Genomic DNA, 19,680 nt, shown 5'->3' on the forward strand with positions numbered 1-19,680 from the left:
GAGCGAGAATGACGGATATGGACGCACTGGCCGGCCGCCTTTCCGACCGCCTCGGCCCCCGAGGGATCATTCGCGAACCGGCCTTGCTCGAGCGCTATCTGAGTGAGCAGCGCGGGCGCTATGAAAGCGTGGCGCCTTTCGTGGCGCGGCCGGCAACCGCCGACGAGGTGGCGGAGACCGTCTTCATCTGTGCCGAGGCCCGGTGCGCCGTCATTCCCCAGGGCGGCAATACCGGCCTGGTCGGCGGCGCCGTCGTCACGCGCGACCGGCCGGGCATCCTCCTTAGCCTCGAACGGCTGCGCCATGTGCGTGAGATTGATACCGTCGGCGATACCATGACGGTGGAGGCGGGCTGCATTCTCGCCGACATCCAGGAAGCGGCGCGGGAACACGACCGGCTTTTCCCGCTGTCGCTCGGGGCCGAAGGCAGTTGCCAGATCGGCGGCAATCTCTCGACCAATGCCGGCGGCACGAATGTGCTGCGCTACGGCAACGCACGCGACCTGGTGCTCGGCCTCGAAGTGGTCCTGGCCGACGGCCGCATCTGGCACGGGCTCCGCAAACTGCGCAAGGACAATACCGGCTATGATCTCAAACAGCTTTTTCTCGGCTCCGAGGGCACGCTCGGCATCATCACCGCGGCGACACTCCGCCTCTTTCCGCTGCCCCGGCAACGTGCGACGGCGATTGCCGCCGTACGGGATGTCCCGGCCGCGCTCGCGCTCCTCGGGCTGACACGCGCGCGGGCGGGCGGCGCGCTGACGGGCTTCGAATATATCGCGGGGCCGGCGCTTGAGATGGTGCTGGCACACGTGCCGGGCACCCGGGCGCCGCTGGCCGAACGGCACGCGCATTACGTCCTCATCGAGCTCGCGTCCGAGGACGCCGAGACCTCGCTTCGGGAACGACTGGAAAATATCCTTGGCGATGCTTTCGAGCGTGAGTTCGTGACCGATGCGGCCCTGGCACAGAGCGAGACCCAGTCGGAACAGTTCTGGCGCCTGCGCGAGACCATTCCCGAAGCCCAGAAGCCCGAGGGCGCGAGTATCAAGCATGATATTTCCGTGCCGATCGACCGCATCGACACCTTCATCCGCGAGGCGCTGGAGCGGGCGGCGGCGCTGGCGCCGGGCGTACGCCCCGTCGTCTTCGGTCATCTTGGCGACGGCAATATTCATTTCAACCTGAGCCAGCCCGTCGGGGCCGTGGCGGCGGATTTCCTGGCACGCTGGGACGAGGTGAACGAAGCCATCGACGCCATTGCGGTCGGCCTGGGCGGCAGCTTCAGCGCCGAGCACGGCGTCGGACTGACCAAACGGCGGGCGCTGGACCGGCATAAATCGGAACTCGAAATCGAGCTTATGGGCCGCCTCAAGGCCGCCCTTGATCCGGCCGGCCTCTTGAATCCCGGAAAGATCTTTGATTAACAGTGCGTTGTCCCGCCGGCACCGGGACGCCGACTGTCACAAAAAAGCCTCTATTTGGCTTGCATTGGCGGGTCAATTCGTCCAAAAACGGGGCCGTTTTCCCCGGGGCGCCAATCATTTCCCCAGTCATGGAGACGCCGAATTGGCAAAGAGCACCAACGTCGCCAAATTGCGCGAAGAGAACAAGAGCACCGCGCCTCGGACTGGCACCTTGAACGCCGTAGCAACCTCTTCTCCGGCGTCCGCTGTGCCTGATCAGCACGCCGTCATCGATCACGGGCCGGACTATTTCATCACCCGTGACGGGCTCAAATTCGCGGGCGCGCATGTGCTTGCGGATTTCTGGGGCGCCACCCATCTGAGCGACCTCGACTACATCGAAGCGGCGCTGCGCAGCGCCGTCTCGGCCGCGAAGGCAACCCTGCTGCACATCCATTTGCACCATTTCGGTGATGGCTCCGGCGTTTCGGGCGTCGCCGTGCTGGCGGAATCCCATATCTCGATCCACACCTGGCCGGAACGCGAATTCGCCGCTATCGACGTGTTCATGTGCGGCGGCTGCGATCCGCTCAAGGCAATCGCCGTGCTGCAGGAACAACTTGGCCCGCGCACGATGCAGATTTCCGACCAGAAACGCGGGGTCATCGGCCTGGCCGGGCCGCGCCCCGTAACAGACCCCGACCCGATCCGTTGACGCCGTCCCCGCGCTGGTACGACGAGACCCTTTACGACGATGTGCGGCAGGGTTTTGTCGCCGACAGGGTCCTGTACGAGGGCGAAACCGGATTCCAGAAGATCCGCATCATCGAGAACAGCCGGCTGGGCCGCGTCCTGTTTCTGGATGACATCGTCCAGACAACCGAGGCGGATGAACACATCTATCACGAGATGATGGTACACGTGCCGCTGTTTGCCCACGGGCGGGCGCGGCGGGTTCTGATCATCGGTGGCGGCGATGGCGGCATCCTTGAAGAAGTGCTCAAGCATGACGTCGAGAAGGCCGTCATGGTGGAGCTGGACGGTGGCGTGGTCGACATATGCCGGACCTACCTGCCGGGCATTTCCAACAATGCATTCGACGATCCGCGAACCGAGCTGATTATCGGCGACGGCGCCAGATATGTCGCCGAAAGTGCCGGCGAATTCGACGTCATCATCAGCGATTCGACGGATCCGATCGGGCCGGCGGAAGTGCTGTTCGGCGAGACCTTTTACGGCAACTGCCGGAAACGCCTCAGCCCCGGGGGCATCATGGTGGCGCAGAACGGGGTACCGTTCTTTCAGGGCGACGAGGTGACGACCAGCTATCGCCGCCTTCACCCGCTATTCGCCGACGTCACCTTCTATCTCGCGCCGGTGCCCACCTATTACGGTGGCGCCATGACCCTGGCCTGGGCAGCCCTCGACGCCGGTGCCCGCAATTGGGACCAGGCGGAACTGGCAGCCCGGATCGACGCGCAGGGCCTTGATCTCCGCTACTATAACGCGGACATCCACCGTGCCTGTTTTGCGCTGCCGGAGGGCATCCGGCGCCTGATGCGTCTGACGGACTGATCGTCACATCACCGTGATCGGGCGAACCGCGGCATTGTCCCGGGCCCCACGATTTCGTCACAATTGACCCTCAGGGTGGCCCGTCCCCCCTCTCCCAACAGCAAAGGAGGCTATCGTGTTCCCCCCCACGACAAAGCATCCCCGCTCTCTCCTCATGCTCTTTGCCGCCGCCACGCTGGTGGCAGGCTCGGCCTCGGCCGGCTCGATCCTGCTGCCCGAACCGCCGGAACAGGCGGAGACCGATGTCTCCCCGCGTTATACGGTGGCCGAATTCGCCATCGCCGCCGTGGGCAAGGACGTCAAGACCCGGATCCTCGGCAATCCCTTCGACGCGCCCAAGGAAAAACTGGACGCGGCAGTCATCGAACATATGCAGCTCGGAAATTGGGATTACCCGCGCGACATTCGCCCGGACACGACGCTGGGCCGGAAGATCAAATTCTCTCAGGAGCCGACCGGCGTAAGCCGGGATGATTACGATTTGGCGATCTTCTTCAACCTGAACGAGGATGTGCCGGTGGAATCTCTCTGTCAGCGCGACGGCAATCTGCCGGCCTATGGCGACGGGCCACAAAAGATCAATGTCGCCTTTTGCCGCGAGAGCACCGTCATCGGCGCCAGCCATATGTCGCTGGCGGACATCTCCGGGCTGGAAGACGAGGATTTCGAGCGCAAGATCGTTGCCGCCATGCGCGCGGTCTTTCCGCAGCAAATGTTCCGCGATTTCCAGCGTTCCACCATCCGCCCGCACATGAGGTAGAAAACGGCCGGCGCAGCGGGCGCCCTCTAGCGTGACAGGGCCACGTGGTGATGCGCCAGGTGGTCGGCGATGAAGGTCTGGATGAAATAATAGCTGTGGTCGTAGCCCGGCTGGCGACGCAACTGGAGCGCCTGGCCCGTTGCCCGCGCGGCGGCCTCGAAAAGTTCGGGACGGAGTTGCGCCCCCAGAAACTGATCATCCATGCCCTGATCGATAAGGATCGTGCCGGGAAAGGTTGCCTCCCCAAGCAGCTCGGTCGCGTCATAGGCACGCCAGGCAGCCTGATTCTGACCCAGATAGCCGGAAAAGGCCTTCTGCCCCCAAGGCACCTGCATCGGCGCCACGATGGGGGCGAAGGCGGAAACCGACCTGAAGCGATCGGCATTCTTGAGCGCGATCGTAAGCGCCCCATGCCCCCCCATGGAATGGCCGAAGATACCCTGCCGGGCCTCGTCGGCGGGGAAATGGCCGAAGATGATGTCGCTCAGCTCCTGCGTGACGTAGCTGTACATGTTGTAATTTCTTGACCAGGGCAATTCCGTGGCATCGAGATAAAAGCCGGCTGCAGCGCCGAAATCCCAGTCGTCATCCTCGCCCGGGATGCCCGCGCCACGCGGGCTGGTATCGGGAGCCACCAGCATGAGCCCGTATTCGGCTGCAAGGCGCTGCGCGCCGGCCTTGATCATGAAGGTTTCTTCTGTGCAGGTGAGGCCGGCCAGATAAAACACCACCGGCACGCGCCGCTCGCGGGCCTGCGGCGGCTGGTAGACGGCAAACCGCATGTCCGTTCCACAGACAGATGACGGATGGCGGTAGAAACCGGCGATGCCGCCAAAACACTTCTGTTCGCTGATCGTCTCGGGGGCTTCGGGCATCTTGTCCTTCCAGATAAGGAAACGGCGAAGCCCAGCAAGTACGAGGGGCTTCGCCGTTCGCTAGTTCGGGCTGATCAGAATGTGATGACGCTACGGATCGATTCGCCTTCGTGCATGAGGTGAAATGCCTCGTTGATTTCATCAAGCGGCATCACGTGGGTGATGAGGTCATCAATGTTGATCTTGCCGTCCATGTACCAGTCGACGATCCTGGGCACGTCCGTTCGTCCCCGGGCGCCACCGAAAGCCGTCCCTTTCCAGACCCGGCCGGTGACGAGCTGGAACGGGCGGGTCGCGATCTCCTGGCCCGCGCCGGCAACGCCGACGATGATGGATTCACCCCATCCCTTGTGACAGCACTCCAGCGCCTGGCGCATCAGCTTCACGTTGCCGACGCATTCAAAGCTGAAATCGGCGCCACCCCTGGTCAGGTTGACGAGGTAGGGGACGATATCCTCGTCCACCTCGTTCGGGTTAACGAAATGGGTCATGCCGAATTTCTCGGCCAGCGCCTTGCGCTTGGGGTTGATATCCACGCCGACGATCATATTGGCGCCCACCAGACGCGCGCCCTGGATAACATTGAGCCCGATGCCGCCAAGCCCGAAAACAACCACATTAGCGCCGGGCCAGACCTTCGCCGTGTTGATGACGGCGCCGATGCCCGTGGTCACGCCGCAGCCGATGTAGCAGATCTTCTCGAAGGGAGCATCTTCACGCACCTTGGCGAGGGCGATTTCGGGCACCACCGTGTAATTGGAAAAGGTCGATGTCCCCATGTAATGGAACAGCCTGTCCTTGCCGATCGAAAACCGGCTGGTGCCGTCGGGCATCACGCCCTTGCCCTGGGTTTCGCGGACGGCCTGACACAGATTCGTCCGGCCCGAGGTGCAGTATTCGCATTGCCGGCATTCCGGGACGTAAAGCGGAATCACATGGTCGCCCGGCTTGAGCGACGTCACGCCCGGCCCCACCTCGGCCACGATACCGGCGCCCTCATGCCCAAGAATGGCAGGAAAGTTGCCTTCCGGGTCCTCGCCCGACAACGTGAAGGCGTCCGTGTGGCAAACACCGGTGGCCTTGATTTCCACGAGGCATTCGCCCTCGCGGGGGCCTTCGAGCTGGACGGTTTCGATTGAAAGCGGTTCTCCCGCCTTGTGGGCGACTGCGGCCTTGACTTCCATGATGCTCCTTCCGTCTTTCGCCTTCCCTCACTCGCCGCGTCGCCGCGGCCCCGGGTACGCGGGCACCATACTGACCCCACCATGGCGTTGTCGATAGGCCTTCTGGACGGGAGAGCCGGGGGAAGGCTAGGCGCGATCGGTCAGCCCGTCGGACGGGACATCGACAAGTCTGAGAGACGGCGAGTTGACCGTGCGATGGGCGGGAAAGGTCAAGGTCACCGTCGTCCCCCGGCCCTCCTCGGACTGGATGTGAAACTGGCCGTCATGAAGTTGCATCAGTCGGTTGGAAAGCGGCAGACCAAGCCCGGTCCCCTCGTGCCGCCGGGCGAGCCCCGTGTCGATCTGCGAAAATGGCTCGAGAGAGACCGGGATGTCTTCCGGCTTCATGCCGATGCCGGTATCGCTGACTGTAATCCGGATGGCGCCGGCCTCGGTCAGCGTCGCCGCGAGGGTGATCACGCCGCCCGCATCGGTGAATTTTACCGCGTTCGACAACAGGTTTATGAGAATCTGGGACACCTTGCGACGGTCGGCGCTGAGCTTGGGCAACCCCTCGGCGATCTCGGTGCGGAACTGCAATTCATCCGCGCGCAGGTTTCGCGACGCCATACGCAGACAGCCTGCCGCGATTTCATCGATCCGGAATGTTTCGAGATCGAGCTCAAGCCGCCCGGCTTCGGCCTTGGACAGATCGAGGATATCGTTGATCACTGACAGGAGGTGCGAGCCGCTATCGTAGATATCCTTCGCATAGGAGCAGTAGCGTTCCTCGAGCGGCCCAAGCGTGGCTTCCTTCATGATTTCCGAAAACCCGATGATGGCATTCAGCGGAGTCCGCAATTCGTGACTCATATTGGCAAGGAATTCCGATTTGGCTCGATTGGCCTGCTCTGCCTTCGCCTTTGATTCCGAAAGCTGCTCATTGGACCGGCGAAGCTGGTCGGAATATTCCTCGAGCTGCTTCGCCTGTGCCTCGATGGCTTCGCTCTGCCGGATGCGTTCGGTGATTTCGGTGGCCATGCCGCCCACCGCGTAGGCATTCCCCTGCGAATCGGTAAGCGGGAATTTGACCGCCGCGAACACACGCTCCTGGCCGCCGAGAGTGACCCGCTCTTCATAGGATTTCGCCTTTTGCGTCGCGAGAACCTCGCGGTCGTGCAGACGAAGGTCTTCCAGAAATTCTGCCTGTTCAAAGAGGTCCTGTTCCGTGCGGCCAATCGCGTCTTCCACCCGGATGCCGAAAATATCCTCCCAGCGATCGTTCACGAGAAGGTAACGGCCCTCGATATCCTTCATGAAGACCAGGGCCGGCACGTTCTCCAATATGGCACGGAAACGCATTTCGCTTTCTTCCAGCGCCTGCTCCGCCTCCAGACGCTCGGTCATATCCTGGACGATGCCACGAAGGATGCCGGATTTGTCTCTCCCGGTCTGCGCGAACTCGCATTCCGAGTAGACGTGACGGACCGCCCCGCCCGGGAGCAGGATGCGGGATTGTTGAGAGCATCCTTTCTTTTCCCGAATCGCCTGATCATAGGTCTCGACAAATGCCGCCCTGTCCTCGGGATGGACGCAGGCCGAGATGGTCTTGAAACTCAACTCGAATTCACCCTCGCGACGGCCGAATATCTTGTACATCTCGTCCGACCAGACGACCACGTCGTTCGTCATATCCCATTCCCAGCTTCCCAGACGGCTGATCCGCTGAGCGTGGGCGAGGCGGGCCTCGCTCAGCTCCAGCGCTCTCTGGGCCTGGTTGCGCTCGGTAATATCCTGACCCGTGGAGATGACGAACTCGACCCCTCCGTCCTTATCGAAAAGCGTGGTATTGGAAAACTCGATCAGCCGCAGCTCGCCAGCCTTGGTCCGCCAGTAATTCTGCGCGTGATTCCGGGGCCGGCCCTGGGTCAGGTCGGCGAGAACCCGGCGGACCGTTTCCTCGCTTTCCGCCGGGATCAGCAAGTCAAGCGGTGAAACCCCGACGACTTCGGCAGCCGTGTATCCGGTCAGCCGCTCGCAAGCCGGGTTCCAGCGGAGAATCCGGCCCTTGGAGTCGAGTACGGTCACCAGCGCCGCCTGCGCGTCCAGAAGTGCTGACACGAAATTTCGCTCGCGCGCCAATGCCGCGTTGGCCTGGCGCTCTTCGCTTACATCGCGCGTGATGACATAGAGTTCGTCCCCGGCCGGGTTCGCCGATACACGCCAGTGAAGACAGCGGTAGGCACCGACCGCATTCCGGCAACGAATCTCGAGAGAGGACACTCGCGCCCCCTGCGCCGGCGCGGCGAGCGATTCAAGATAGACGCGCTGATCATCGGGATGGACAAGATCGCCAAACGGCTGCCCGACCAGCTTGTCGGGCGAAAGACCGAGCACCTCCCGGACACGCGGGTTGGTCCATTTCACGGTACCATCGGTGCGGAGGATCAGCACCATGACGGCGGCAGCATTGAACAGCGTGCGAAATGTCTCGTTTTCCTGGTTTGACTGAATGAGTTCGTCAACCAGGGCAGCATTTTCGAACCCGGCCTGAAGTCCGCCCCCGACGGTGGCGTTCAGGCTGCGCGCCGCCCAGAAAATTGCCAGGGCGAACAGTGCCATGAGCCCCGACATGGTTTGCAGGGCGGGGTTGTCCTGAAGCGCCAGGACGACGGTGGGCGGCACGATCGCCGGCACGGCGAAGACCAGGAACGCGGGGAGATGAATAGAGTGCGTTGCCAGGGCGCCGGCCACGAGCCCGGCCAGGATAACGAAGATATATGCACGGACCAGCGGGTCGTCCGGCACGAGGAGGTAGGCGCCGCCGATGCCCCAAACCGCCCCCGACAGGCCGGCTCCGGCAAGATACAGGCGTTCCCAATGACGCGCGCGCGGCGCAGCCAGCGTCTTGCGGTGATAGGCCAGCGCGAGGCCCGCCCGCGCCAGGCTCAGCAGCGCGAGCAGAGCCGCCCAGATCAGGACTGGCCCCCGTTCGATCTGACCCCAGGTCAGGAACACTGCGGCGATGCCGCAGCCGAGGTTCGCCGCCAGGGCGGCAAACGCGCCGGAGAATAGCCCGTCGACCTTGGCGTCGTGCAGGAGATCGACCAGGTTGACAGCCGGCGGAGCGCTTTTGTCCAGCGCAAGGCGTTCAGGCAAGGATTGAAATTCGATCATGGTTTACCGGACACCGGCCATGGCAGCGTCCCCCGTCTTGACCGCATCGGGCCGCGCCCGGTGCTGATGCCCCGCATCCAGCTTCCGGGATTAGGCTTAAGAAAGGCTTTCCCACGACCCTTCGGGCGGGCAATTGGCCGGATCGCCCGACCCGCGCCACCCGGTCACAGGGTTAATATCTGATCCTGCCCGGCACGGGCGGGGCGGGCGGCGCCACCTAGCCCGGCACTCCGCGGCCGAGGGATTGGTAGCTCAGGAACCGCGGACCCGGAATATAGCTTTCTTCGAGCGATCCGATACGGAAGCCGCCGGCCCGCACCAGTTCCGCGATGGGCCGGTTCAGATTGCACCCGCCCGCGATCTTGCCCCAGGGCCGGTTGAGCCGGTCCTGCCAGCGTCGCACCGCCGGATCGGGCGCCCGCCCATGTTCGCAGAACAGGAGCTGACCACCCGGCGCCAATACTCGCGCCATGCCGCGAAGCGCCCGTTCCACATCCGGAATGGTGCAAAGCGTATAGGTCACCAGAACCGTATCGACCGAGCCGGCCTCGAGCGGAATTTCTTCGGCCTCGAGCGAAAGGAAGGACACCTCCATGCCGAGCGCAGCCGCGCGGCTCTCGGCCTGCCGGCGCATACTTTCAGCCGGCTCGAGCCCCCAGAGCCTGTCCACCCGGGCCCGGTCATAGAACGGCAGGTTGAGGCCGGATCCGATGCCGATCTCGAGCACGCGACCGGCCGCGGCCGGGACGATCTTTCGACGCTGGGCAGCAATATCTTCCGTGCCGCACGCCAGGTTGATGAGACGTGGCAGCACGTGGCGCTCATAGGCCCGGCCAAAAATGCCGCTCTCGTTATTCTTCATAGCAGTCCCCCTTTTTTTTGGACGAGCCTCGTCCGCCGGACTCCATCTTTGGTTTTTGGCGTCCTTTTCCCCGCGGCGCTGTGTCCGGCGTACGGTGCGGCAACGCAATTTCCGGGCGTCGGCGCCGGCTCGTTCCCGTACAGCGCCCGACCATCGCAGATTGGGCGCGTTAACTATGCCGGGTTCTGAAAAAAATTTCGGCCTATTATTAACCATACGGCCGCCGCTGCGTGGCCGGTTTCCGGGGTCGAGAAAAAATCTCTAAAATTTTCAACAACTAAGCTCAAAATCCCGGATTAAATTCCTTTGCAAGGCAGGAAAAATTTTTCGAGAGTCTGCCGGAAACACGCGGCAATCCGGGCCCGGGCTAACGGGTCTGCTTGGAAAATGCGAACAGCACAGGACAGATACGGTCCGGCGCGACCGGGAGAACGAGGGACAGAGCCATGTCGTTCAATGCGGTGACGAACGGGGAGGAAATCCTCTATGACATCGATGCCCTGAGCCAAGGCAGCTGGGTGTCGAAAATGACCACGGCCGATCGCGAGGAAGCCCTCAGCGAAGCCGGTCGGCTGAGTAAAAAGGGCCGCTATGCAGGGGTTCGCGTCCGGGCCGAACGGTACGACCCGAAGAAGGAGCTCTTCGTCTCGGAAATGATTTACCAGCGCACTCACAACAGCCCCGCGCGGACCGGTCAAAGCCGGAGTCAAAACCCGGTCCGGGGTCCGGGCGACCTGGCCCCGGCAGCCCGGCGCCGGCCGGACCCGGGGCTGGCGCGGGAAGCCCGGCGCAGGGCCTACCGGCAGGCCTCTCGCCCCGGAGTCAGGGCGTCCGACTGGGCGCTTGCCGGACGCGCTGGCCTCGCCATTGGCGTCATCATTATCGGCGCGGCCGTCCTCATGGCACTGCACCAGGTCGCCAACGGCCGGCTGGGCTTCTGATTTCACGTTGGAGCGGCTCGACAGGCGGCGCTGAACCTGCCTCACACGAAGGGCGCGAGACCGGAACGGAACGTCCTTCCCAGCGTCGACACGATGATCCGGTGGCCCGCCAGGTAGGCCCGGCCGCCGGATCTTTTCTTGTCCGGAGTTTGGGTATGCAGTGTCCCTGCACGGGCGGGAAATGGTGCCCAGGGGCGGATTCGAACCACCGACACACGGATTTTCAGTCCGTTGCTCTACCAACTGAGCTACCTGGGCGCCCGATGGCCGCGCGGGGCGCGGGCCGTGGAAGGAAGGCCGTTTTAGGGGAACTCCCGCCCCCTGTCCAGAGACCGGGCAGCGCGATATCCGCCCCGAAACGGTCGGTCGCCGGCGGGCGTGCCCGCCTAGTGGCCCTCTCGGTCTCGACCCCCGTCATCCGCGAGGTCGAGCCCGCCCGGCTGCTCCCAGTCTTCCGGGCCGGGACGCTCCTCGGTCTCGATCCGGTACCCGCCTGAAAGCCAGCGGTGCAAGTCCAGGTCGGCGCACCTGCCGGAACAGAAGGGGCGATTCCTGGGCCGGGCCGGTTGGCCGCAAATGGGACAAGGCGGGGCTGTGCGGTCATTCGCCGCCTGTCCCGGTGCTTCCGTCGTCTTCCCGCCTTTCGCCATGGCCGGCCTTTCAGCGTGTGATGTCGATGCGGTTGTGTGGCCAGTCGGCGCCGCCCGCGACCAGCCGGGCGCCGCTGCGGGCGGCCACGGCCGACCAGGACGACCTTAGCTTTCCCTCAAGGCACAGGCAAATTTTGGCCGCCGCCGTCACCCGTGGCGGTCTGCCCGGATCGGCCGCCGTCTCGGCAAGCACGCGGCGCATGAGCGCGAAGGCCAGGCTTTCATCGCGGATCCGCCAGCCGCCCGGACCCGTCCTCTCCCGGCAGGCCATTTGTTCGAGCAACGACAGGCGCGCCCGTTCCGCCGTCATTTCGAACAGCCCGGCCCGGGTAAACCCATGCAGCCGCACGGACAGGCCCGCGGCCGCGCATTCTTCCTGCATGGCAGCAAAAAGCGCCGCGCGCGCGGCCTTGCTGGAAAGCCTGAGGAAATCGATGACGATCAGGCCGCCCAGCCCGCGGCAGGCCGTCTCACGCATGACTGCCGCCGCCGCCTCCCGGTTGATGGTGGCAGCGGTTCCCGCGGCGCGCCCCCGGTCGAGATCGATCGTCACACCGAGTGCGGTCTCGTCGATCTCGAGCGCTGCTCCCGAAGCCAGCGATACCCGGGGCGCCAGGGCAGCATCGAAAATATCGGCCAGCCGGGCGCCATCATTGGGCCCGCCGGCCTGGGGGGCGAAGCCAAGGGCGCGCGCCTTCTTGCCGGCGCCCACGAGGTCTCCCGCCGGGGCCGGGCCGACCAGGGTAAGCGGACGAACACCGCCCGTCCGGGCCAGGATGTCACGAAAAACACGCTCGGCCGCCGGCGGGCTGGCGATAAGCCGGCCCGGCGCACCCCCGCGTCCGGCCTCGCCCATGGCCGCCTGCCAACGGGCGACCAGATCGCCGGCTTCGCCCCGGAGCGTGGGCAGATCGGCCGCGAAGCCGGCCAAACGCAGGGTGAAGCCGCCTTCCACACTTGCGAGCGCGAGGCCGGCCCTGAGGTCGGCGAGGCGCGCGAGCCCGTCTTTCACGCCCGCTACACCCGCCACGGCTGCGAGCCGGCGTGACAGCCGATCGCCGGTTTCGGCCGGCGCATAGGCCAGAAACATGCCGGCCAGGACGATCCGGGGCGAGAATTCGGCCGCCTTGCCATGTCGGGGCGGACGGGTGGCCTGAAGCACGACCGTCTGGCTGACGGAAAGATCGGGCACCGCCCGAAGCGCGTTTTCAGGGAGAAAACCCGCGCCATCCGGGCCCAGGTCGAGAAACCCGCCCAGCCCAGGGACGATTTTTTCCACCCGCGCGCGGTAGATATCGCCCGGCACGATGTCACCGGTATCGCGCTCGAGCAAAATCGCGATCGCCCGCCCGTCCTCGTCGAGGATCGCGGCCCGGCTCTCGCCAGGGAGGTTCTCCATCAGAATGGACCGGGCGGCGTCCGGCCTGGCGGGGGCGAGCATTTCAGACCGGCCAGAAACCGACACTGCGGAGAAGCCGGGCGGCGTGAAAGAGATCGAGCCCGACGACGTTCGAATAAGAGCCGTTGATCTGGCGTACGAAAGCGCCGGCGCGGCTCTGGATCGCGTACCCGCCGGCCTTGCCCTGCCACTCGCCGGACTCGAGATACCACTCGATCTCTGCCGGCGCGAGACGCTTGAAGGAAACCACCGTTGTCACGAGACGTTCGCGCTCGCGGCCCGAGGCGTCGATCAGACACATGCCGCCGAGCACCCGGTGGCGCCGCCCCGACAGCAGGGCCAGACATCGCCGGGCGTCATCGCGATCTTCGGCTTTGGGCAGAACGCGCCGGCCAAGCGCCACGACCGTATCGGCTGCGAGAACGCATTTTCCCGGCCGGTGGGCGGCGACGGCCTGCGCCTTCTGGCGCGCGAGCCGGCGCGCAAGATCGCGCGGCAATTCGTCCCGGCCGGGCGCTTCGTCGATTTCGGCGGGCAGGACTTCGCCCGGGACGATGCCGATCTGGGCCAGCAGGTCCCGCCGGCGGGGAGAGGCAGAAGCCAGCACGAGCTCGGCGGCCGTGGAGCGCCGGTCCGGCGCGGCCGTCTCCGTCGCGGAATTACTTGAAACGGTAGGTGATCCGGCCCTTGGTGAGGTCATAGGGCGTCATTTCAACGGTGACTTTGTCACCAGCGAGAACACGAATGCGGTTTTTTCTCATCTTGCCCGATGTGTGGGCGAGGATTTCGTGGCCGTTTTCCAGCTTTACGCGAAACATCGCGTTCGGCAGCAACTCCAGCACCTCTCCGGAAAACTCCAGAAGTTCTTCTTTAGCCATACAATACCCGTTCTTGCGACCTTTTCTTGTGTTTGCAGGACGCCGGCGCGCTCCCGGCATCCGGCGGGGGGACTATACATGAACTCCGCCCGAAAGCACCGCTCGAGAGACGTCAATTTTTCCTATTTAACTTCAAATAGTTAGGCCCGTTTTGAGATCAAATCGGGAAATCGCGCCTTGATCCTTTCCGTCAGCAGGCGACGCACGTCGCGGAACGCCTCCATGCGCGAATCGCGGTTTCCCCCCACCAGCATGGGATCGGGGATATCCCAGAACTCGACCTCCGTCGCGGAATGGCGCGTCACCTCCAGCGCCCGTTCGTGCGCCTCCGGCGAAAGGGTGATGATCAGATCGGCCGAGCCATCCTCGAGATCATCGAAGGTCTTGGGCTTGTGTGTGGAAAGATTGATCCCGATTTCCTTCATCGCGGCCACGGCAAACTCGTTGCGCTCGGCCGCAAGAACACCGATCGAATCGACATAAGCGGCAAACTCGATCAGAGATTTCATCAGCGCCTCGGCCATTGGTGAGCGCACGGCATTGCTGGTACAGGCGAAAAGTATGGCGCTGGGGCGGCTGGTCATGGCGGCTATCCCCGAACGTGCAACACGCACAGCAGCGTGAAAAGACGCCGGGCCGTGTCGAAATCGAGTTCTATCCGCTCGGCCAGTGTTTCGCGAAGCTGCTCCGAGCCTTCGTTGTGAAGCGACCGCCGGCCCATATCGATCGCTTCGATCTGCGAGGGTGGAGCCGTCTTGATCGCGGAATAATAGCTCTCGCACACAAGGAAGTAGTCCTTCACCACCTGGCGCAGCGGCTTCAACGACAGGGAGAACCTGGACACGGGCTGACCCTCCTGGTCGCTGACATCGAACACAAGACGGTTATCTTCGAGCGAAAGCACAAGATTGTACGGCCCGCCCTCATGGCCTTTGGGCGAGAAATGATTCTGCTCGAGGATATCGAAGATCGCGACAGCGCGTTCATGTTCGACCTCCGGCGTGCGCCGGATGAAGACGCGTTCATCCAGTTCGAGACGCTGGATGCGCTGGCGCGATTCGCCGAACCCCGCCGCGGGCAGCCGTTTCGTCGCAATGCGCTTTCCCGCGTCATTCGCCATCCGACGCGTCCAGCCGAACCCGCACGGATTCCGCATGAGCACCCAGCCCCTCGGCTTCTGCCAGGATGACGGCCGCCGGGCCGATCTTGCGCAGCCCCCGGGGCAGACAACGGACGACCGAGGTGCGTTTCATAAAGTCGAGAACGCCCAGGCCCGACGCGAAGCGGGCCGCCCGCGATGTCGGCAGGACATGATTGGGGCCGGCGACGTAATCACCGATGGCTTCGGGCGTATGATAACCCATGAAGATGGCGCCGGCGTTGTGAACGCGCGACGCAATCGTTTCGGGATCGGCCACGGCAAGCTCAAGGTGCTCGGGCGCGAGGCGGTCGATGAGGCGCGGCGCCTCGTCGAAATCGCGGACCACGATCACGACACCGAAATCCAGCCAGCTCGCCCGCGCGATCTCGGCGCGCGGCAACTTGTCGAGCCAGGACTCGACGGCCGCCTCGACCGCCAGTGCGTAATCGCGGTCGTCGGTCAGCAGGATGGCCTGAGCCAGCGGGTCGTGTTCCGCCTGACTGAGAAGGTCCACCGCCGTCCATTCGGGATCATTGCCGCGGTCGGCGACCACGAGAATTTCCGACGGACCGGCGATAAGGTCGATGCCTACCTGTCCGAAAACCTGACGTTTGGCCGAAGCCACATAGGCATTTCCCGGCCCGACGATCTTGTCGACCGGCGCAATCGATTCCGTCCCGTAAGCGAGCGCGGCCACCGCCTGCGCACCCCCGATGCGATAAATCTCGTGAACGCCCACACGATCGGCCGCGGCCATGACCAGCGGGTTGAGTTCGCCTCCCGGAGTCGGCACGACCATCACGAGGCGCGTCACCCCCGCGACGATAGCGGGCAGTGCATTCATCAGAACAGAGCTTGGATAGGCGGCCCGCCCGCCCGGAACATAAAGGCCGACCGCCTCGACCGGGCGCCAGCGCGCGCCCAGCTCGACTCCGCTGTCATCAGTGTACCGGTCGTCCTGCGGAAGCTGCCGGGCGTGAAAAGTCTCGATCCGCCGGGCTGCGAGGTCGAGGGCGTCGAGTGTTTTGGCCGGCACGCGGGCGCAAGCTCGGGCGATGTCTGCCGCGCCGACGCGAAGTGCATCCGCGGTGAGCTCGAAACGGTCGAATTCCCGCGTCAGGCGCACCAGCGCCTTGTCGCCTTCGCGGCGGACATCCCGGATGATGCGGCCGACGGTATCATCCACCGCCTCATCCTGATCGCGGCGAACAGAGATGATTTCGGCGAACCGGTCCTCGAAATCCGGATCAACGGTCGACAACCTATGCGCCATTGATAGCCTCGCTGAATTTATTTATCCACTCGCCCACATCCGGGCGGGTCTTGAGGGCGGTGCGATTGACAATAAGCCGGGAGGAGACGTCCGCGATATGCTCGATCTCAATCAGATTATTGGCCTTGAGGGTATTGCCGGTGGAGACGAGATCGACGATCCGCTGGCAAAGCCCGAGGCTGGGGGCGAGTTCCATCGCGCCGTTCAGCTTGATGCATTCGGCCTGTACGCCACGCGCGGCGAAATGGCGCCGGGTGATCTCGGGATACTTGGTCGCGACCCGAACGTGGCTCCAGAGCGCCGGGTCGTCGCCGGCCACCATCTCGGCCGGCTCGGCCACCGCCAGCCGGCAGCGCCCGACCCCCAGATCTAGGGGCGCATACAGATCGGAATAGTCGAATTCCATCAGGACATCACTGCCGGCCACGCCGAGTTGGGCGGCGCCGAAGGCAACGAAAGTGGCGACGTCGAAGCTGCGCACCCGGATGATCTCCAGCTTGTCCAGATTGGTCGCAAATCTGAGCAGCCGGCTCTCGGGATCGTCGAAGGCGGGCTCGGGCTCGATCCCGGCCCGGCGCACCACGGGCATGACCTCGCTCAGAATGCGGCCCTTGGGCAGGGCCAGCACAAGCTTGTCGGTCGAATTTGCGTTGTCCGGCACGAAGCCTCCCTGATCTGCACCTGTTCCCGACTGGGCGCCCGTCCAGGGGCCGTCCGGGCGGCGGGCCGCCCGTTTATCACGAAGTCGGGCGGGATGGCCACCTTAACCGGGCAAGGCCCGGCCGGGGACGGAAAATCGCTTTCAGCCGTGCCACGGCCGCCATCTGGTGGGCCACGGATCAGCCAGGTCCTCCAGCTCGCAGGACAGGGCGGACAGGGTCAGCCGCAGGCTTGCCCCGCCGGCAAAGGTCAGGCGCAGCACGAGGGTGCCATCGTCCGCGCCGGCCGGCCGGTTCTCCAGGGAAAGGGCGAGGAGTTCGAGAAACCCGCCCTTTGCCGCCTCTTCCAGCGCGCGGCGCTGAACCGACCGGACGTGGTGGACGGCGAAACCGGACAGCACCCGCGCGAAGCGGGGCCGGGCATGCAAGCCCCGGCTGAGCGGACCGTACCGGAGGTTTTCCCAACAGAACCGGCTTGCCGTCAGGGCGAACAGCCCCTCTTCCGGCACATAGGCGATGTCGGCCAGGGCCACCACCGCGTCCTGCAGCAGCAGCGACAAGGTCTCGATATCCGCCTTGTCCCGGGCGCGCAGTCTGAGAGGAGCCTCGGTGGTCATGACCCTATTTGATCCGCTCGATCCTCGCCCCGCAAGCGGACAGTTTCTCCTCGATCCGTTCATATCCACGGTCCAGATGATAGACCCGGTTGACAATCGTCTCGCCGTCGGCCGCGAGCCCCGCCAGCACCAGCGACACCGAGGCCCTCAGATCGGTCGCCATTACCGGCGCGCCGGTCAGGCGCGGCACGCCGCGAATGATCGCGGAAGCCCCGTGGACGTGGATATTCGCCCCCATGCGACACAGCTCGGGCACATGCATGAAGCGGTTCTCGAAAATCGTCTCCGTCAGCATGGACGCGCCATCCGCCAGGGTCATGACCGCCATGATTTGCGCCTGCAGGTCGGTCGGAAAACCGGGATAGGGTTCCGTCATGATATCGATACCATGAAGCGAGCCGTTGTCCCGGGACACGCGAAGTCCCCGATCGGTCGGCGTGATCGAGATTCCCGCTTCGCGCAGCATGGTGATCCCTGTCTCCAGCAGGTCGGCCCGGGCGCCCACCAGCTCGAGGTCCCCGCCGGTAATGGCCGCGGCCAGGGCGTAGGTACCGGTTTCGATGCGGTCGGCCAGGACCGGATGGGCCGCGCCGTGCAGTCGGGGCATGCCGGTGATTTTCAGGCTGTCCGTGCCAATTCCCTCGATCCGCGCGCCCATCGCGACGAGGCAGCTCGCAAGATCGCCGACCTCGGGCTCGCGTGCCGCGTTGATCAGCTCGGTCACGCCATCAGCTAGGCTGGCCGCCATCAGGAGGTTTTCCGTCGCGCCGACCGAGACGACGGGAAAGGTCACCTGCGCGCCCTTGAGCCCCTTTGGGGCGCGGGCATGGATATAGCCGCCCGCAAGCTCGATCTCGGCGCCGAGCGCCTGCAGCCCCTTGAGGTGCAGATCCACGGGCCGGGTCCCGATGGCGCAGCCCCCCGGCAGGGAGACCCTGGCCTCGCCGGCGCGGGCCAGCAGCGGGCCGAGTACGAGGACGGAGGCGCGCATCTTGCGCACAAGCTCGTAAGGCGCCTCGGTGGAGGTGATCTTCCCGGCTTTGAGCGAGAGAACGCGGCCGCCATGACCGTTTTCATGTTCACCATTCATGGAGATCTCAACCCCGTGCTGGACCAGCAGATTGGCCAGGGTTGAGATATCCGCGAGGTGCGGCAGGTTCGCGAGGGTCAGGGTCTCGTCGGTAAGCAGGCTGGCCGCCATGAGCGGCAGGGCGGCGTTCTTGGCGCCGGAAATCTCGACGCTGCCCCTGAGCGGTACCCCGCCTTCAATGCGAATGCGATCCATCGGCCGGCCGCGTCAGAGTTTTGGCAGGGTCACGCCGCGCTGGCCCATGTATTTTCCGGCCCTGTCCGCATAGGAAACGTCGCACGGCGCATCGCCCTTGAGAAAGATGAACTGGCAGGCGCCCTCGTTGGCGTAGATCTTGGCGGGCAGAGGCGTTGTGTTGGAGAACTCCAGTGTCACATGGCCCTCCCACTCGGGCTCGAGCGGCGTGACGTTGACGATGATCCCGCAGCGGGCATAGGTGGATTTACCGAGGCAGATGACGATGACATCGCGCGGTATGCGGAAATACTCGACCGTTCGCGCCAGCGCAAAGCTGTTGGGTGGAATGATGCAGACGTCGCCCGGCCGATCCACGAAACTCTTGGTCGAGAAATCCTTGGGGTCGACCACCGCCGAATCGACATTGGTGAAGACCTTGAACTCGCTCGAGACGCGGGCGTCATAACCAAAGGACGAAAGCCCGTAGGAGATCACGCCCTCGCGTTTCAGGGTTTCGGAAAATGGCTCGATCATGCCGTTTCCAAGCGCGTTCTCCCGAATCCAGCGATCAGGCATGACGGCCATGAATGTCCCCCTCCTCCGGTGATCGGTGCCGCGGTCCCGGCGCGACCGGCATTGTTCTACTGGAACCGGGAGACCCCCTCAAGCATGGCGTGGCAAGCCCCGCCGGCCGGGCCCGGACTCCCGTCCCGGGCCCCGACTCCCGTCCCAGGCCCCGTCTCAGTCTCCGCTCGGCTCGTCCTCCGCCGCCACTCCGCCCGACTCGCGCACCCGGATCTGGGCCTTGCGCCGGTGCAGATTGTCGCGAAGCCGATCCGCGAGGCGCGCCTCGCGCTGCTTTTTGGCCGCCGCAGCCTTTTCGGACAGGCGCGGCCGCGACGGTTTCTGCCGCGCGGGCGCGGCCCTCTCGGGTCTGGACGGGCGGTTTCGGGGTGGGTTGGTCATGTTTCCGCGTCGAACGGGCGGGCCGCGCTTTGCGGCCTCGCGCCAACATCAGTCTCGCGGAGAACTTACAG

The 19,680-nt window shown here is 64.5% G+C and carries 21 protein-coding genes and 1 tRNA gene; 5 read left to right on the forward strand and 17 right to left on the reverse strand.

Features of this window, described 5'->3' with window-relative positions; translation table 11 throughout:
* Positions 1-8 precede the first annotated feature (8 nt).
* The 4 genes from RLQ26_02710 to RLQ26_02725 all read left to right on the forward strand — a co-directional run bounded on the left by RLQ26_02710 (position 9) and on the right by RLQ26_02725 (position 3,741).
* The gene (locus RLQ26_02710; GenBank protein MEQ9087635.1) at positions 9-1,427 is read left to right on the forward strand and encodes an FAD-binding oxidoreductase; all 1,419 of its coding nucleotides are present in this window, start codon (positions 9-11) and stop codon (positions 1,425-1,427) included.
* Between the two features lie 247 nt (positions 1,428-1,674).
* A complete protein-coding gene (gene speD, locus RLQ26_02715) occupies positions 1,675-2,121 on the forward strand; it encodes an adenosylmethionine decarboxylase (protein MEQ9087636.1) in 447 nt (148 codons plus the stop codon).
* Positions 2,118-2,981, forward strand: coding sequence for a polyamine aminopropyltransferase (speE, locus tag RLQ26_02720; protein ID MEQ9087637.1), 864 nt, complete (start codon positions 2,118-2,120; stop codon positions 2,979-2,981). The genes speD and speE overlap by 4 nt, the downstream gene beginning before the upstream one ends.
* A 115-nt stretch (positions 2,982-3,096) precedes the next feature.
* Positions 3,097-3,741 (forward strand): hypothetical protein, encoded by a 645-nt coding sequence (locus tag RLQ26_02725; protein ID MEQ9087638.1) that lies wholly within the window; start codon positions 3,097-3,099, stop codon positions 3,739-3,741.
* Between the two features lie 26 nt (positions 3,742-3,767).
* Here the strand turns inward: RLQ26_02725 and fghA are convergent, their stop codons facing one another.
* The 4 genes from fghA to RLQ26_02745 form a co-directional block, all read right to left on the reverse strand.
* A complete protein-coding gene (fghA, locus tag RLQ26_02730; GenBank protein MEQ9087639.1) occupies positions 3,768-4,616 on the reverse strand; it encodes an S-formylglutathione hydrolase in 849 nt (282 codons plus the stop codon).
* A gap of 74 nt (positions 4,617-4,690) precedes the next feature.
* A complete protein-coding gene (locus tag RLQ26_02735) occupies positions 4,691-5,800 on the reverse strand; it encodes an S-(hydroxymethyl)glutathione dehydrogenase/class III alcohol dehydrogenase (GenBank protein ID MEQ9087640.1) in 1,110 nt (369 codons plus the stop codon).
* A 126-nt stretch (positions 5,801-5,926) separates the two neighbouring features.
* On the reverse strand, positions 5,927-8,956 hold the full coding sequence (locus RLQ26_02740; GenBank protein MEQ9087641.1) for a PAS domain S-box protein: 3,030 nt from the start codon (positions 8,954-8,956) through the stop codon (positions 5,927-5,929).
* A 217-nt stretch (positions 8,957-9,173) separates the two neighbouring features.
* Positions 9,174-9,818, reverse strand: a complete 645-nt coding sequence (locus RLQ26_02745) for a class I SAM-dependent methyltransferase (GenBank protein MEQ9087642.1) — start codon at positions 9,816-9,818, stop codon at positions 9,174-9,176.
* A gap of 446 nt (positions 9,819-10,264) precedes the next feature.
* Here RLQ26_02745 and RLQ26_02750 point away from each other — a divergent pair, with 446 nt between their 5' ends.
* Complete coding sequence (locus tag RLQ26_02750) at positions 10,265-10,759, forward strand: hypothetical protein (protein MEQ9087643.1); 495 nt, start codon at positions 10,265-10,267, stop codon at positions 10,757-10,759.
* Between the two features lie 182 nt (positions 10,760-10,941).
* Here RLQ26_02750 and RLQ26_02755 read toward each other — a convergent pair.
* The 13 genes from RLQ26_02755 to RLQ26_02815 all read right to left on the reverse strand — a co-directional run bounded on the left by RLQ26_02755 (position 10,942) and on the right by RLQ26_02815 (position 19,609).
* A tRNA-Phe gene (locus RLQ26_02755) sits at positions 10,942-11,017 on the reverse strand.
* 128 nt (positions 11,018-11,145) lie between these two features.
* Complete coding sequence (gene yacG / locus RLQ26_02760) at positions 11,146-11,409, reverse strand: DNA gyrase inhibitor YacG (GenBank protein ID MEQ9087644.1); 264 nt, start codon at positions 11,407-11,409, stop codon at positions 11,146-11,148.
* 10 nt (positions 11,410-11,419) lie between these two features.
* Positions 11,420-12,808: a ribonuclease E/G gene (locus tag RLQ26_02765; protein MEQ9087645.1), complete on the reverse strand. Its 1,389-nt coding sequence runs from the start codon at positions 12,806-12,808 to the stop codon at positions 11,420-11,422.
* Positions 12,809-12,851: 43 nt separating this feature from the next.
* A complete protein-coding gene (locus tag RLQ26_02770) occupies positions 12,852-13,508 on the reverse strand; it encodes a nucleoside triphosphate pyrophosphatase (GenBank protein MEQ9087646.1) in 657 nt (218 codons plus the stop codon).
* The gene (infA, locus tag RLQ26_02775) at positions 13,468-13,686 is read right to left on the reverse strand and encodes a translation initiation factor IF-1 (GenBank protein MEQ9087647.1); all 219 of its coding nucleotides are present in this window, start codon (positions 13,684-13,686) and stop codon (positions 13,468-13,470) included. The genes RLQ26_02770 and infA overlap by 41 nt, the downstream gene beginning before the upstream one ends.
* A gap of 140 nt (positions 13,687-13,826) precedes the next feature.
* Entirely contained in the window at positions 13,827-14,270 is a 444-nt protein-coding gene (locus RLQ26_02780; GenBank protein ID MEQ9087648.1) for a low molecular weight phosphatase family protein, read from the reverse strand.
* A 5-nt stretch (positions 14,271-14,275) separates the two neighbouring features.
* Entirely contained in the window at positions 14,276-14,806 is a 531-nt protein-coding gene (locus RLQ26_02785) for a UPF0262 family protein (protein MEQ9087649.1), read from the reverse strand.
* On the reverse strand, positions 14,796-16,100 hold the full coding sequence (hisD, locus tag RLQ26_02790; GenBank protein MEQ9087650.1) for a histidinol dehydrogenase: 1,305 nt from the start codon (positions 16,098-16,100) through the stop codon (positions 14,796-14,798). Before hisD ends, RLQ26_02785 begins: the two co-directional genes overlap by 11 nt.
* Positions 16,090-16,761 (reverse strand): ATP phosphoribosyltransferase, encoded by a 672-nt coding sequence (hisG, locus tag RLQ26_02795; GenBank protein ID MEQ9087651.1) that lies wholly within the window; start codon positions 16,759-16,761, stop codon positions 16,090-16,092. The genes hisD and hisG overlap by 11 nt, the downstream gene beginning before the upstream one ends.
* 141 nt (positions 16,762-16,902) lie before the next feature.
* Entirely contained in the window at positions 16,903-17,376 is a 474-nt protein-coding gene (locus RLQ26_02800) for a DUF2948 family protein (protein MEQ9087652.1), read from the reverse strand.
* A 4-nt stretch (positions 17,377-17,380) separates the two neighbouring features.
* Complete coding sequence (gene murA / locus RLQ26_02805; protein ID MEQ9087653.1) at positions 17,381-18,661, reverse strand: UDP-N-acetylglucosamine 1-carboxyvinyltransferase; 1,281 nt, start codon at positions 18,659-18,661, stop codon at positions 17,381-17,383.
* Between the two features lie 12 nt (positions 18,662-18,673).
* Entirely contained in the window at positions 18,674-19,228 is a 555-nt protein-coding gene (gene dcd / locus RLQ26_02810; protein ID MEQ9087654.1) for a dCTP deaminase, read from the reverse strand.
* A gap of 156 nt (positions 19,229-19,384) precedes the next feature.
* The gene (locus RLQ26_02815) at positions 19,385-19,609 is read right to left on the reverse strand and encodes a hypothetical protein (protein MEQ9087655.1); all 225 of its coding nucleotides are present in this window, start codon (positions 19,607-19,609) and stop codon (positions 19,385-19,387) included.
* Positions 19,610-19,680 lie beyond the last annotated feature (71 nt).

This window comes from Alphaproteobacteria bacterium, from assembly GCA_040220875.1.
Lineage (GTDB): Bacteria > Pseudomonadota > Alphaproteobacteria > JAVJVX01 > JAVJVX01 > JAVJVX01.

Coding starts and splice junctions, on each gene's coding strand:
- RLQ26_02710 (MEQ9087635.1), top strand. CDS start 9: ATGACGGATATGGACGCACTGGCCGGCCGCCTTTCCGACCGCCTCGGC.
- fghA (MEQ9087639.1), bottom strand. CDS start 4,616: ATGCCCGAAGCCCCCGAGACGATCAGCGAACAGAAGTGTTTTGGCGGC.
- RLQ26_02735 (MEQ9087640.1), bottom strand. CDS start 5,800: ATGGAAGTCAAGGCCGCAGTCGCCCACAAGGCGGGAGAACCGCTTTCA.
- RLQ26_02740 (MEQ9087641.1), bottom strand. CDS start 8,956: ATGATCGAATTTCAATCCTTGCCTGAACGCCTTGCGCTGGACAAAAGC.
- RLQ26_02745 (MEQ9087642.1), bottom strand. CDS start 9,818: ATGAAGAATAACGAGAGCGGCATTTTTGGCCGGGCCTATGAGCGCCAC.
- RLQ26_02750 (MEQ9087643.1), top strand. CDS start 10,265: ATGTCGTTCAATGCGGTGACGAACGGGGAGGAAATCCTCTATGACATC.
- yacG (MEQ9087644.1), bottom strand. CDS start 11,409: ATGGCGAAAGGCGGGAAGACGACGGAAGCACCGGGACAGGCGGCGAAT.
- RLQ26_02765 (MEQ9087645.1), bottom strand. CDS start 12,808: ATGGAGAACCTCCCTGGCGAGAGCCGGGCCGCGATCCTCGACGAGGAC.
- RLQ26_02770 (MEQ9087646.1), bottom strand. CDS start 13,508: ATGACCTCACCAAGGGCCGGATCACCTACCGTTTCAAGTAATTCCGCG.
- infA (MEQ9087647.1), bottom strand. CDS start 13,686: ATGGCTAAAGAAGAACTTCTGGAGTTTTCCGGAGAGGTGCTGGAGTTG.
- RLQ26_02780 (MEQ9087648.1), bottom strand. CDS start 14,270: ATGACCAGCCGCCCCAGCGCCATACTTTTCGCCTGTACCAGCAATGCC.
- RLQ26_02785 (MEQ9087649.1), bottom strand. CDS start 14,806: ATGGCGAATGACGCGGGAAAGCGCATTGCGACGAAACGGCTGCCCGCG.
- hisD (MEQ9087650.1), bottom strand. CDS start 16,100: ATGGCGCATAGGTTGTCGACCGTTGATCCGGATTTCGAGGACCGGTTC.
- RLQ26_02800 (MEQ9087652.1), bottom strand. CDS start 17,376: ATGACCACCGAGGCTCCTCTCAGACTGCGCGCCCGGGACAAGGCGGAT.
- murA (MEQ9087653.1), bottom strand. CDS start 18,661: ATGGATCGCATTCGCATTGAAGGCGGGGTACCGCTCAGGGGCAGCGTC.
- dcd (MEQ9087654.1), bottom strand. CDS start 19,228: ATGGCCGTCATGCCTGATCGCTGGATTCGGGAGAACGCGCTTGGAAAC.
- RLQ26_02815 (MEQ9087655.1), bottom strand. CDS start 19,609: ATGACCAACCCACCCCGAAACCGCCCGTCCAGACCCGAGAGGGCCGCG.